Source organism: Anaeromassilibacillus sp. An250 (assembly GCF_002159845.1).
Classification (GTDB): domain Bacteria; phylum Bacillota; class Clostridia; order Oscillospirales; family Acutalibacteraceae; genus Anaeromassilibacillus; species Anaeromassilibacillus stercoravium.
In genome coordinates, this window is sequence record NZ_NFJK01000008.1 from 145821 (window position 1) to 158490 (window position 12670).

At 52.0% G+C, this 12670-nt stretch carries 12 protein-coding genes; 7 read left to right on the forward strand and 5 right to left on the reverse strand.

The genetic code is table 11. The features are described from left to right. The first annotated feature begins 20 nt into the window (after positions 1-20). Entirely contained in the window at positions 21-1229 is a 1209-nt protein-coding gene (locus tag B5F54_RS09100; RefSeq protein ID WP_087233441.1) for an RtcB family protein, read from the forward strand. Positions 1230-1856: 627 nt separating this feature from the next. On the opposite strand, the gene B5F54_RS09105 is transcribed toward B5F54_RS09100, so the two are convergent. The 4 genes from B5F54_RS09105 to B5F54_RS09120 all read right to left on the reverse strand — a co-directional run bounded on the left by B5F54_RS09105 (position 1857) and on the right by B5F54_RS09120 (position 5218). Continuing rightward, positions 1857-2555, reverse strand: coding sequence for a GTP pyrophosphokinase (locus B5F54_RS09105; protein ID WP_237966572.1), 699 nt, complete (start codon positions 2553-2555; stop codon positions 1857-1859). A gap of 408 nt (positions 2556-2963) precedes the next feature. Next, on the reverse strand, positions 2964-3245 hold the full coding sequence (locus B5F54_RS09110; RefSeq protein ID WP_242969672.1) for a hypothetical protein: 282 nt from the start codon (positions 3243-3245) through the stop codon (positions 2964-2966). A gap of 192 nt (positions 3246-3437) precedes the next feature. After that, entirely contained in the window at positions 3438-4547 is a 1110-nt protein-coding gene (locus B5F54_RS09115; RefSeq protein ID WP_087233447.1) for a HAMP domain-containing sensor histidine kinase, read from the reverse strand. Further along, positions 4544-5218: a response regulator transcription factor gene (locus B5F54_RS09120; RefSeq protein ID WP_087233450.1), complete on the reverse strand. Its 675-nt coding sequence runs from the start codon at positions 5216-5218 to the stop codon at positions 4544-4546. The genes B5F54_RS09115 and B5F54_RS09120 overlap by 4 nt, the downstream gene beginning before the upstream one ends. A 294-nt stretch (positions 5219-5512) precedes the next feature. Here B5F54_RS09120 and B5F54_RS09125 point away from each other — a divergent pair, with 294 nt between their 5' ends. The 3 genes from B5F54_RS09125 (at position 5513) to B5F54_RS09135 (ending at position 8392) form a co-directional block, all read left to right on the forward strand. Then, positions 5513-7045: a ParB/RepB/Spo0J family partition protein gene (locus B5F54_RS09125; RefSeq protein WP_072852332.1), complete on the forward strand. Its 1533-nt coding sequence runs from the start codon at positions 5513-5515 to the stop codon at positions 7043-7045. A gap of 292 nt (positions 7046-7337) precedes the next feature. Next, the gene (locus B5F54_RS09130) at positions 7338-7679 is read left to right on the forward strand and encodes a DUF7768 domain-containing protein (RefSeq protein ID WP_050618702.1); all 342 of its coding nucleotides are present in this window, start codon (positions 7338-7340) and stop codon (positions 7677-7679) included. Further along, a complete protein-coding gene (locus tag B5F54_RS09135; protein WP_072852334.1) occupies positions 7679-8392 on the forward strand; it encodes an antirestriction protein ArdA in 714 nt (237 codons plus the stop codon). Before B5F54_RS09130 ends, B5F54_RS09135 begins: the two co-directional genes overlap by 1 nt. Before the next feature lie 170 nt (positions 8393-8562). Here B5F54_RS09135 and B5F54_RS09140 read toward each other — a convergent pair whose 3' ends face one another. Next, positions 8563-9771, reverse strand: a complete 1209-nt coding sequence (locus tag B5F54_RS09140; RefSeq protein ID WP_087233453.1) for an IS110 family transposase — start codon at positions 9769-9771, stop codon at positions 8563-8565. A 134-nt stretch (positions 9772-9905) separates the two neighbouring features. On the opposite strand from B5F54_RS09140, the gene B5F54_RS09145 reads away from it, so the two are divergent. The 3 genes from B5F54_RS09145 (at position 9906) to B5F54_RS09155 (ending at position 12665) form a co-directional block, all read left to right on the forward strand. After that, positions 9906-10535, forward strand: a complete 630-nt coding sequence (locus tag B5F54_RS09145) for a PcfB family protein (RefSeq protein ID WP_442856114.1) — start codon at positions 9906-9908, stop codon at positions 10533-10535. Next, positions 10522-12357 (forward strand): VirD4-like conjugal transfer protein, CD1115 family, encoded by a 1836-nt coding sequence (locus tag B5F54_RS09150; RefSeq protein ID WP_087233455.1) that lies wholly within the window; start codon positions 10522-10524, stop codon positions 12355-12357. Before B5F54_RS09145 ends, B5F54_RS09150 begins: the two co-directional genes overlap by 14 nt. A 95-nt stretch (positions 12358-12452) precedes the next feature. Next, entirely contained in the window at positions 12453-12665 is a 213-nt protein-coding gene (locus tag B5F54_RS09155; protein WP_087233458.1) for a Maff2 family mobile element protein, read from the forward strand. Positions 12666-12670 lie beyond the last annotated feature (5 nt).

Genomic DNA, 12670 nt, shown 5'->3' on the forward strand with positions numbered 1-12670 from the left:
AAAACAATAGAGAGGAAATTATGATTCAAATTAAAGGGAAATACAACGAGGCAAAAATTTTTACAGATATAGTGGACAGCACATCTATCGCTCAAGTGCAAGAGTTGTGCAACCAGGAATTCACAGCGGGCAGCCGTATCCGTCTGATGCCAGATATTCACGCAGGGGCAGGCTGTACGATTGGCACCACGATGACTATTGCCGACAAGGTCGTTCCAAATCTGGTGGGAGTGGACATCGGATGCGGTATGGAGACCACCCGGATTCGGGAGGATCACATCGAGCTACAAAAGCTGGACAAGTTGATCTATGAGAAAATCCCCTCCGGCTTCTCCATCCGAGACAAGGCGCACCGCTACCTTAGCCAGATCGATTTGGGTGAGTTATACTGTATCCAGCATGTGGACCGCCTTCGGGCAGAAAAAAGCATCGGTACTTTAGGGGGCGGCAACCATTTTATTGAGGTGGATAAGGATGATGCAGGGAACCTCTATCTGGTGGTTCATTCTGGTAGCCGCCACTTGGGGGTGGAGGTGGCTAGTTACTATCAGGAAGCGGGCTACAAGATCCTCAACCGCACCGACGACGCCTCCATCGAGGCTCTCATCGCGCAGATGAAGGCGGAAGGCCGGGGAAAAGAGATCCAAAAAGAGCTGAAGAAGCGAAAAAATCTTAAACAGACCAATATCCCCAAAGCACTGGCGTATGTATCGGGAGAACTCTTTGACCAGTATATCCATGACATGAAGATCGTCCAACAGTTCGCCATGCTCAACCGACAGGCTATGGTGGACGAGATTGTAAAAGGCATGAAGCTCCATGTGGAGGAACAATTCACCACCATCCACAATTACATCGACACCGAGAACATGATTCTGCGGAAAGGGGCTGTTTCCGCCAAAGCGGGCGAACAGCTGCTAATCCCTATCAACATGCGGGACGGGAGCCTCCTTTGCGTGGGAAAGGGGAACGAGGACTGGAACTGCTCGGCCCCCCACGGTGCAGGACGGCTCATGAGCCGGGCGATGGCCAAGCAGTCTTTTACCGTGTCTGCATTCAAAAAACAGATGGCAGAGATCTATACCACCTCGGTGAGTAAAGCCACTTTAGATGAATGCCCTATGGCCTATAAGGGAATGGAGGATATTCTGGGAAACATCGGCCCCACAGCGGAGGTGACGAAAATCATCCGGCCTATTTATAACTTTAAGGCCGGGGATGAGGATTAATGGATAAAGAAGAAGGAAGGGAAGATATCATAGGACTTGACATCTGTGCGGGTACCCTAACTCGGTGTTACGCACACAACTGGAAAACCGTTACTAAGCAGTGGGCAGAGGGAAATGGATATACCTTTCACAAGATCACACCAAATGGGGAATAGATTGACAATAAAGAAAAGGCGTCTCTGGCAGAGATTCAGAAAGGAGTGACGGACTGGAGCAAACAGCTCCTGGTTGCCCTTGCGCAACCGGTGCAAGCGCCCTACGTCCACTGGAAAGAGAGGCAATCAACCACCCGACTATACCGACAAACCGGGCTGGACGCCTCTGGCGCTATGTTAGAAGAGCACAAGTCCCATCCTGTTGAACGATTCGTTGTTTCCCTGTGTTTTAAGCAGACCGCTATTTTGTGTGATAGCCTGGGGGGAATGCTGTTTTTTGCCTAACAAAAAGGAACAGGCGCCCCAGCCTTCTAACTGGGGTGCCTGTTTTGTCAGTTGTGAATAAATTTTATGAAGTTAGGGATTCCACCCACGCTTTGCCGTTCTCTGTGCCTATTTTGCCTTGTTCCAAAAACAGCATATCGCAAAGAAAGATGTTCATTGACCACTTTGCCCGCTATAGAGTGACAGCTTATACATCAACAGCTAAGTCGAGCTTGCTGAGTTTTTCCAATAGGATATCTTCTTCGGTCGGTGCGTCTGCTATCTCTTCAATCTGATGCCGGATATCCAACATTTTTTCATCTGTAGCATTGATTATTTCAGCGCACTCCTTGAGCTGCGATATGATTTCTGGTTGGTTCGGGATTTCTTGTTTGTATTTCAGCTGATGTTCTAGGCTGGCCCAAAAATCCATAGCAATGGTCCGGATCTGGACCTCTACCTTCATGTCTTTCTTTCGATCTGCAAAAAAGACGGGGATGCTAATAATAAGATGTAAGCTGCGGTAACCGTTGGGTTTTGGATGGGCAATATAATCCTTTTGGGCAATGAGCGTTACATCATCCTGGCGTAAAAATGCCTCTGCAATGGTATAAATATCATCGATATACGAACAGATCACCCGAATACCAGCGACATCGTTTACATTCTTTTCGATGCTCTCTAAAGAAAACGGGAAATTTTGCCGCTCCAACTTGTCCGTAATACTGGCGGTCCTCTTCAAGCGGGTGCTGATGGAGCTGATGGGGTTGCGTTGGTAACGGATTTTAAATTCTGTGTTTAGAACATCGAATTTTGTCCGTACCTCCTTGATGGCACAGGCATACATCATCATCAACTCTTTGTATTCCACAACGGTACCCATAAGCATTTTGGTTTGGGCCATCATTTGGCTGACGGTTGCATCCGCCCATGGTACCAAATCGGTGGATAGTACACCGCCCATTGCATCCTGTAGCAGGTGGTCCAAATCCTCGGGATGAAAAGTGGATACATCCTTCTTTTCCATGGATTTCACTCCTCACGTGCGAATTTCATGTATATAAAGATTATAATACAATTCCCCGCTGTATTTATAAATTCTTTGTGAAATATGGGACGCTTTTTAGAAAGGCATGTCGGGGAACAACTTATAACGGTCTATTTCCTGTATGTGTTGTCCGGCCACTGAGTCTCCAGAGAGTGGTTCAAAAGCGATTGTCCGTATCCTTTTGAGGATGGAAGCGGTGCTGGGGCCGGGAAAGTGCCCATATGAAAAGAGGCTGGACGGAGGGAACATCTCTCATCCAGCCTGTTTTTAGGATTCCAGAGTTGAAAGCTCTTCTACCAGCTTAAGAACCTGCGGGGCAAGCTTTTCCCGCTCTTTTTTGGTAACATGGATATACAGCGGATAGGCAAACGCAATAGCCGCAATTCCTAGAATTCCGATCAGGATGCCTGGGAAAAATAAGATATCCATCCAGACCATGCTACAACACATCCCTAATCCCAGAAACAGGCAGCCTACGATACCAAGGATGATGGAGAGCACTGTGCCTTTTTTTGTGGCACTTTGGTCTAGCCGGCGAAGCTGTGCCATTTTGTCCTCCCCTTGTTCCGGAGGAAGATATTTTTTTCGGATATTCTGGATTTCCTCCTGTTGTTTTGCCGAGTAGGTATAGTGAAAAGTATCTCTTTGATTTTCCATGTCAAACCGTCCTTTCAATTTGCAGAATGATACGCTCCTATCCGTTAAAAAGGAGCGGTAATGTATTTTTATTATGGGAGGAACCTATGAAAGGACCCGATTAGAAGGTTCCTGTTTCTTTTTCAGCTTCACTGTGAATATACTGCCTTTTCCTACCTCGCTGCTGACGGAAATATCCCCGCCGATGATCTCTATGACGCGCTTTACCAATGCAAGCCCCAAGCCGTTTCCTTGGGTTGCATGGGAAGTGTCCCCCTGATAGAATTTCTCGAAGATATGTTTTCCAATTTCCGGGGGAATACCACAGCCGGTGTCTGATACCTGGACAACCGCATAGCCATCTTCGGCTTTCAAAGAAAGGGATACCTTGCCATGAGGTTCTGTAAATTTAATCGCATTGGAAAATAGGTTATTCCAAACCAGGGCAAGCAACTCAGCGTCATTGTCCACCAGAATGTCTTCTTCTACATCCGCATGGATTTCTAAATCCTTTGCTTCCCACGCGCCCTCAAAAGAAAGCATGCATTCACAAAGTTGTTCCCCTAGATCATACGTCTTTACGGATGGATAAATCTGTTGGTTTTCTAACTTGTTCAGTTTCAGAATATTCGTAATCAGGTTGGCAAGGCGGCGGGATGCATCGGTGATGGCCCTGGCGTATTCCATCCGCTTTTCTTCCGTCAGATTTGGCTGTTGGAGCATGGTACCATAGTTCTGTATGACAGCTAAGGGGGTCTTCAGCTCATGGGATACGTTGGCGATAAAATCGGTTCGCAAGGTTTCTGTTCCAGACAATTCCTTTGCCATTTGATTTAAGTAATCTGCAACAACGTCAAAACCATTTGTATAGCCAAACGTGTGAAAGGGTGGAATTCGTACAGAAAAGTCCCCTTTCATAATCTGTTCAGCTGCTTTCACAATTTTCTGTACCGGTTGGTCTACCATGAATTTTCGCCGGATGCCGTCGATCACCGTGCAGAGCAGGCTCAATCCAATCACATTTAGAAATGTTACTTTGGCAGCCTGTTCAATATGTTCCTTTGTAAAGGATAGACCAGTTGATCTTGTCATCATATTCAGGAACAGGGTCATGCAGCAGCTGATGACAAAAGCCATCAAGAGGAAGAACGTGATATAACGCCGGATAGCAAATAGCCAGCGGACGTTCCTGTTTTGCTTTCCTTTTTCGTTCATTTTAATACCGCCTTATATCCCAGCCCGTGGACTGTCACAATCTCAAAGTCGTTGCAGGCAGAAAATTTATCCCGCAGCTTAGTCATATACACATCCACTGTACGGGGACCGGAGGAAGAAGAACGATCCCAAAATTCGTCCATAAGCTGGGAGCGCGTAAAAGTCTTTTTGGGGTAGGATAACAGCTTATAAATAAGGTTGAATTCCCGGACTGTCAATGGAACCTCTTCGTCGTTCAGATAGGCGGTATGCTCCTCCGCATCTAAGGTAAGGTTGCCCACAATTAACTTTTTGCTGGTAGCGATTTTAGCCCGGCGTAAAAGGGCTTCTATCCGTAGGAGCAGCTCGTCTAGATCGATGGGTTTGACCATATAGTCGTCGATCCCCGCCTTGAAGCCCCGCTGCTTGGATGCAAAGTCATCCCTTGCTGTCATAAATAAGATCGGGATTTCCTGGTCAATCTCCCGTACGGTTTTGGCAAATTCAAACCCGTCTACTTCCGGCATCATGATGTCCGAGATAATCAGATCAAATAAAGTACCTCCATACATGGCGTCATAAGCTTCGTTGGCGCTCAAGCAACCCTCCGCTTTATAGCCATTTTGATTCAAATAAGAACAGACAGCCTTATTCAATTCCCGGTCGTCTTCCACAACCAATAGTTTAAACATCCATCAGACCTCCCCATGTTTTTTATGATAACATAGAGATGTTAAAGTTTTGTTTGCGTTTTGGGCTTTTTATAAGGTTTCTTTACAAAGGCATAATCATAAATCACAACAAAAACCGAGCCAACCTACACTAAAACGTCGCTGTTTCTTTGTGAAAAGCGACGTTTTTTTATGGCCTGGTTTTAGAAAGGAGTGGTGCTGATTTCAAATTGAAAATGAAGGGGGGAATTATTTTTGCTGGTCAGGCCGGGAGGTCTGGCCTTTTTTTCATTCCATCAAAAAGGAGGTTAGCAAATGGCCGATGAAAAAGTGAACATGGGCCCGGAGGAAAATAAGCCCCCGGAAACCCTATCCCCGCCCGGCCAGGGTGATCTGCCACCGCTGGAGGAAAATAATGCTCCTGCTGTTTCTGGTGAAGATAAAGCGGCCCCCGATCATGTGGAGCCCGATCCGCCGTCTGCCGACAAGCACACACAGCAGACTGTTCTTCACGGCATGGGCGAAGATACACCGGCTCCGGCTGGAAAGGTGATCAATCTGTCAGAGCTCCAGTCTGCCGACAATGGTAAAAAGGAAGTGCCTGCCCCTGCTGGGGAGGAAAAAGCGCCGGAGGCGGATAAGCCGAAAAAGCGCCGGGGCCGTCCCCCGAAAGAGCAGGCCGGGGTGTCTGCGGGGAAAAAGGAGAAAGCGGCGGAGCCCCGCACAGGCCGCCCGTCTAAGGTTGACAAGGCGGCCCGTGAGGAGGCCCCGCCCTCTGTTCGGGACAAAGTGTCCAGAGGTAAGAAAGCTGACAAGGGCAAGGAAACGGGCTCCGGCGGTGCGCCTGTGTCTAAATCCGCTAAGGCGGTAAAGTCGGGCAAGGCCGCTCCCGTCAAGGAGGCGGCAGTCCCGCCGCCGGAGATCAATCTGCCGCCCACGCCTGACGTGCCGCCCCGCCCGGTGGAAGAGGGAAAAATCGTCTATCTGAAAATGGCGGAGCTTCATCCGTTCCATACATTCCGGGAGCACCCCTACAAGGTGCAGGACGATAAGGCGATGGACGATCTGGTGGGGACGATCAAGGAACACGGCATTATGACCCCCGCCACCGTCCGCCCGGAAAAAGACGGCAAGGGCTATGAGATTATCGCGGGCCACCGCCGCCATCATGGCGGTACACGGGCCGGGCTGGAGGAAATGCCCTGTATCGTCCGCGAGATGACCGATCTTGAAGCTGTCCGGGAAATGCGGAACAGCAACAAGCAGCGTGGCGATCCTCTCCCCAGCGAACTGGCAAAACTGCTGGATTTGGAGGTGGAGGCTATCAAACGCCAGGGGGCCCGCCCGAAAAATGAGAAAGAGGCGGAGGCCCTGGGTAAGCTCTCGGTGGAGATTGTGGGTAAGGAACACGACATGAACTATAAAAAGGTCATGCGGTATATCCGGCTCAACTCCCTGGTGCCGGAGCTTCTGGACAAGGTGGACACAAAGCAGATGGGCTTTATGCCTGCGGTGGAGATCTCGTACATCAGGCCGGAAAACCAGCGGCTGATTGCCGTTTCCATTGATGGGGAGCAGTCCTCCCCCTCGGTGGCCCAGGCGAAGCGGCTCCACGAGCTGGACAAGGAGGGCAAGCTCAACGGCGATGTGATCGACGGCATTTTGAGTGAAGAAAAAAAGGAGGATCGCGGTGTGATTATTTCGACTGCTGAACTGTCTAAGTATTTCGGCAAGGAGGTCACTCCTGCCAAAATGAAAGAGCAGATCATGGCGCTGCTGGACGAGTGGAAAGAGAAACAGCCGCCCGAACTGGCGCAGCCGGACAGGAAAAAGGACTTGGAGAAGTAACCGGGCCCCGCTTCTGGACACTTTGTCCAGAGGTGACCGCCCCGCGCCGGGGATGGGCTCTGTGGTGATATATCCCCCGTCGCCGGATATTTTGCAGCGCAGCCGGGAACGGGCAGTCAAGGGGCGGAACGCCCGCCGTTTGCGGCGGCTTGCCCTTGACGGCCTGGCCCGGCTGTGCTATTTCCGGCAAGGCGGCGGGGGTATATCCTCCAGAGCCGCCCCCTTTCCCATGAATGGGAAAGGGCGGGGGGATAGGGTTGAACTACCTATATAAATATCGGAGGTGTTGACAATGAAACGATCCCTTGCTTATATCACCGCTGCGTGGCGCGGTGATCCTGCGGTGGATATGGAGCAGGCGGCGCATTACTGCCGTGTGGTCTACGATGCGGGCTATTCCCCCATCTGCCCCATGCTCTATCTGCCGCTGTTCCTCAATGACGCGGTGCCGGAGGAGCACAAGAACGGCATCGACATGGGCCGCGATCTGCTCCGGCGCTCCCGTGTGCTGGTGGTATGCGGCCATTCCGTGACCGAGGCCATGAAAAATGATATTGCCGTGGCCCAGCGCCTGGGGATCACCGCGACTACCCTTGAGGGCATCCTGACCGTCAAGGGCCAGGGGCGGTGCTGATGGCGTCCCTGTTTGAAGCCTACATCACCAACCTGGGAAAGTACAACGAGGGTGAGCTGGTTGGCGAAACGCTGAAATTCCCCACGACTACCGAAGAAGTACAGGCCCTTTTGAAGCGGATCGGTGTGGACGGGGTACGTTATGAGGAATTTTTCATAACCAGCTTTGACGGTGATGTGCTGGGGCTCTATGACTACTTGGGGGAATATGAAAACCTGGACGAGCTCAATCATCTGGCCTGCCTGCTCTCCGAGCTGGATCAGGGTGATCTGGAGAAATTTGAGGCCGTCATTGACAGCGGCGAACATACTTCCAGCGTGGCCGATCTCATCAATCTGGCGCAAAACCTGGATTGCTACGAATTTTATCCCGGTGTCGAGGACGATGAAACCCTGGGCCGCATCTATGTGGAGGACATGGAGGCCATTGACGTGCCGGAGCACCTGCTGAATTATTTTGACTATGAGGCATACGGGCGGGACATTCGGCTTGAAGAGGACGGCCACTTTGCCCCTGGCGGCTATGTGCTGAACAACGGCGGTCAATTCATCGAGCACTATCACGGGATCGAGGACATTCCCGACGAGCACAAAGTCTTTGCCTTTCCGCAGCTCACGGTGCGGGAACAGATGGCGGCCTATAAAGAAATTATTGACGGTTCCTCCCTGGAGGGCTATCGGAAGATTGCCGCAAAGGAACACGAGGAACGATAACGGCACTTCTGGACGTTTTGTCCAGAGGTGCTTTTTTCATGGAAAGACCTGCTAACAAAAGTCAAGTAGAAATTTCAGATTTGGGGGAGCGACAAAAAGACAACACAAAATCAAGCCGCTGAGCATCTCAAAATCGAAACGGCGGCCAGCCAGATGGTATGACACGAAAATTAGTTGTGCTGCAGAGAATCCAAGTAGGCTTTCACAGAAGCGTAGTAGATGCGCAGGAACTTGTTGGCGGATGCCATCATGTAGACACGGTAGGGCTTGCCCTCAGAGCGTTTCTTGTTCATGAACTGGTAGACCGGCTCATCCATTGGAGCGCATTGCAGGAGGACGCCCATCACCAGAAAAAGTGTCCTGCGCAGGGAGGCAGATCCCCGCTTGGAAATGCTGCGGCTGCGGACATCTATTTGGCCGGATTGGTAGGGCGGGGCGTCAATGCCCGCAAAGGCCACCAGCGCTTTCTTGGAATGAAAACGGCGCACATCGCCAATTTCAGCTATGAGTTGGGGGCCAAGTGTGGGGCCAACACCAAACATCCCCATCACTACAGGATACTCCGGCAGAGAAGCTGCCAGAGACTGCATCTCCTGTTTGAGAGCAGCTAATGCGGCGGAAGTTGCCTGGAGTTGGGAAATGGCCTGTTCTACCAAAAGTTTTGCCGTATTTGTTTTCGGCATGACACCGAAGCGTCCACAGGCGGAGGCATAAATGTCCAGCGCCTTATCTTCACTGAAATTGTAGCCGTGCTTTCTGCACCACTTCTGGTACTTGGTGGTAAAGGCTTTCTTAGACAGACCACAGACACATTCGCAATGCCAGAAAGCAGCTACAAAGTCCACCCACTTTTCGCTGCCATCGGCGCGGGGCGGGCTGGTAAACAGGCGATTTGCATCAGGGAAAGCGGTGTCCAGCAGGGAGATCAAGTTGTTTTTCAGCATGGTCTGTACTTTGGAATACTGTTGGTACTGCCGGTAGCAGGTCTTCAACATGAGCCGGGCATCTTCTTCCGGGACATATCTCGGGAGTGTGAGCCAGTGGTCAAGACCGTAGTTGGCCAGCTTCACGGCATCCTTCTTGTCGGTCTTGCCCCGTCTTAAACTGTTGTTCCCGTAGTCGTGCACCAGCATTGCATTGACTACGGAAACATAAAGCCCCGCGCCATGGAGCAGCCAGGCCACAGGCGCATGGTAATTGCCCGTGGATTCCATCACCACACGGGTCTCGCCGTCCAGGCTTTTGAGCAGCCTTGCCAGCTCGCTCAGTTCACTGGCGGTGTGGCACACTTCAAAAGGGGAAACCACTACCTCTCCAAAGGGCCGCATGACTGCAATCGTGCTCTTGCCCTTGGAAATATCGATGCCAACACAGTTCATTCACATTCCTCCAATACCAAGAATCTGCAACCGGAAATCCATCTTTTCTCGTTGCCGATTCAATCTATTGGGTGACACGAACTCTCCGGCATCCGGTGGCTCAACCTGCTCAAATCGAACGCTGCAACAAGAGGATGGCTGACAGTCTTTCGAACGGACATAAAAGCCCAAGGAGGGATTGGTCAGCCAGTTGCTCCCCTTATTGTAGCTTAGGCACGAGATGGAGAGAAAGCCGGACTGGCTGCCCGGCTTTCCTGTCCAAATTTATTGTAATAGGAGGGATACGGCTGATTGACGAGGACGTTTCCAGACGTACCATAGCAGTTTCGATCAAGGCGACAAAGCTCACGGGTCGGGTGCTGGCCCAGGCGTGTCTGGCGGTGGGCCGGAAGATTAAGAAAACGTACCGGGCCCGCCAGACACCCCACGGAAAACAGACGGTGCGCCAGCTCATGGGCCACGGGGCCGCCACGAACAGCATTGAGGTGGAGTCCCCAAAGGACTTTGACCGGGTGGCCCGGCGCTGGAATGTGGACTATGCCTTTTATAAGACCGGGCCGGACAAATACCTGTTGTTTTTCAAGAGCGGGCAGGCCGACGCCATCACCGCTTGCTTTTCGGAATATTCCCGGCGCGTGTTGAAGCGTTCCAAGTCCCAGCGTGTTCCCATCCGGGAACAGCTCAAACGGGCTGCCGCTGAACTGGCCCGCCAGCCGTCCCACAAGAGAGAACGTGCAAGGGAGGCGGTGCATGAGGACAGATAGCGTCAAAAAGTATGTGATACCCAATATCCCGTACCTGTTTATTCTGTGGGCCTGCCTAAAGCTGGGGACGGCCTACCGCCTGGCTCCTGGAGCAGACTTTGCCCACAAGCTCATGGGGCTGGGGCAGAGCATCGGCCCGGCCTTTGCCGACTTTGCGCCGGGCCTGGCCCCCTTTGACTGGCTCATCGGTATTGTGGGCGCGGTGGGCTTTCGCCTGCTGATCTACTTCAAAAGCAAGAACGCAAAGAAATTTCGGCGGGATGAGGAATACGGATCGGCCCGTTGGGGCACCGAAAAAGACATCAAGCCCTTTGTCGATCCGAAGTTTGAGAACAACGTCATTTTGACAAAGACGGAGTTTCTCACCATGAATACCCGGCCCAAAAATCCTGCCAACGCCCGCAACCTCAACGCCTGTATCATCGGCTCGTCCGGCTCCGGCAAAACCCGTTTCTGGCTTACGCCCCAGCTGCTCCAGGCGCACAGCTCCTATGTGTGCGTCGATCCGAAAGGCGGGGTGCTCTCCCAGGTGGGGGCTTTTCTGCAACGCCAGGGGTATCAGATCAAAGTGTTTAACAGCATAGATTTTTCAAAATCCATGCACTATAATCCGCTGTCCTACATCCGCAACGAGGCGGACATCCTCAAATTCGTGGACACCCTCATAGCCAACACCAAAGGCGAGGGCAAGGAGGGTGATCCATTTTGGACGAAGGCGGAAACGCTTTTGTATTGTGCCCTGATTGCCTATATCATTTTCGAGGCACCCGCCGAGGATCGGAACATCAATACCCTGGTGGATATGATTTCCGGCATGGATGTGAAAGAGGACGACGAGTCCTATATGAACGCGGTGGACTATATGTTTAAGGGCCTGGAAAAGCGCAAGCCGGATTGTTTTGCCGTGAAGCAGTACAAGAAATATAAGCTGGCAAGCGGCAAGACCGCAAAAAGCATTTTGATTTCCTGCGGCTCCCGGCTGGCCCCCTTTGACATCCCCCAACTCCGGGAGATCATGTCCTATGACGAGCTGGAGCTTGACCGCATCGGGGATCGGAAAACGGCGGTTTTCTTCACGATTTCCGACACCACACCTACCTATAACTTCATTGTTGCCCTGGCCTTTTCGCAGATGTTCAATCTCCTGTGTGAACGGGCGGACAATGTTCACGGGGGCCGCCTGCCCCATCATGTGCGGGTGCTGTGGGACGAGGCGGCCAACACGGGCCAGGTGCCCTCGCTGGAGAAGCTGGTGGCCGTCATCCGTTCCCGTGAGGTAAGTCTGTGCCTGTTCTACCAGCAGTACGCCCAATGCAAGGCCATATACAAGGACAACGCCGAAACGATCCTGGGAAACATGGACAGCGTGATTTTCCTGGGCGGGCGGGAAAGCTCCACCATCAAGGAAATTTCCGAGAACTGGCTGGGAAAGGCCACGATCTCCATGCAGACCGAGGGCCGCTCCCGTGGGCAGTCGGAAAGCTACAACCAGAACACCCAGCGGCTGGGCCGGGAGCTGATGACACCCAGCGAGCTGGCTACCATGCCGGGCGATAAGTGCATTTTGCAGCTGCGGGGCCTGCCCCCGTTCTTTTCGCCCAAATACGATTTGAAGCAGCACCCTAACTACAAGTACACGGCGGAGGCCGATAAACAGAAAAACGCCTTTGACCTTGATAAGCTCATCAACCGCCGCAGGCGGCCTGGGCTGAACGAGGCTTGTGAGGTGTACGAGGTAGCCGTATCGGACACAGGGCCCGTAAGCGAGGACGAGGACATCCTCAACTGCGATGATGTGGACGATCCGGATGCCTATGTATAAAGCACTTCTGGACAAAGTGTCCAGAGGTCGTAACCTGCCGCCTGTATGGGCGGCTTTTTTCATGGCCGGGGAAAACCCGGAGAAATGGAGGTTATATGGCATTTTTCACTTCTGCTATCACGACTTTGCAGACCCTTGTTGTGGCTCTGGGCGCTGGCCTGGGCGTGTGGGGCGTTGTCAATCTCCTGGAGGGGTACGGCAGCGATAATCCCGGCTCCAAAAGCCAGGGCATGAAGCAGCTCATGGCGGGCGGCGGCATCATCCTGCTGGGCACCACCCTGATCCCTCTGCTGTCCGGCCTGTTTTAAGGTAG

Coding starts and splice junctions, on each gene's coding strand:
- B5F54_RS09100 (WP_087233441.1), top strand. CDS start 21: ATGATTCAAATTAAAGGGAAATACAACGAGGCAAAAATTTTTACAGAT.
- B5F54_RS09105 (WP_237966572.1), bottom strand. CDS start 2,555: ATGATGGCCCAAACCAAAATGCTTATGGGTACCGTTGTGGAATACAAA.
- B5F54_RS09110 (WP_242969672.1), bottom strand. CDS start 3,245: ATGGCACAGCTTCGCCGGCTAGACCAAAGTGCCACAAAAAAAGGCACA.
- B5F54_RS09115 (WP_087233447.1), bottom strand. CDS start 4,547: ATGAACGAAAAAGGAAAGCAAAACAGGAACGTCCGCTGGCTATTTGCT.
- B5F54_RS09120 (WP_087233450.1), bottom strand. CDS start 5,218: ATGTTTAAACTATTGGTTGTGGAAGACGACCGGGAATTGAATAAGGCT.
- B5F54_RS09125 (WP_072852332.1), top strand. CDS start 5,513: ATGGCCGATGAAAAAGTGAACATGGGCCCGGAGGAAAATAAGCCCCCG.
- B5F54_RS09130 (WP_050618702.1), top strand. CDS start 7,338: ATGAAACGATCCCTTGCTTATATCACCGCTGCGTGGCGCGGTGATCCT.
- B5F54_RS09135 (WP_072852334.1), top strand. CDS start 7,679: ATGGCGTCCCTGTTTGAAGCCTACATCACCAACCTGGGAAAGTACAAC.
- B5F54_RS09140 (WP_087233453.1), bottom strand. CDS start 9,771: ATGAACTGTGTTGGCATCGATATTTCCAAGGGCAAGAGCACGATTGCA.
- B5F54_RS09145 (WP_442856114.1), top strand. CDS start 9,906: ATGGCTGACAGTCTTTCGAACGGACATAAAAGCCCAAGGAGGGATTGG.
- B5F54_RS09150 (WP_087233455.1), top strand. CDS start 10,522: ATGAGGACAGATAGCGTCAAAAAGTATGTGATACCCAATATCCCGTAC.
- B5F54_RS09155 (WP_087233458.1), top strand. CDS start 12,453: ATGGCATTTTTCACTTCTGCTATCACGACTTTGCAGACCCTTGTTGTG.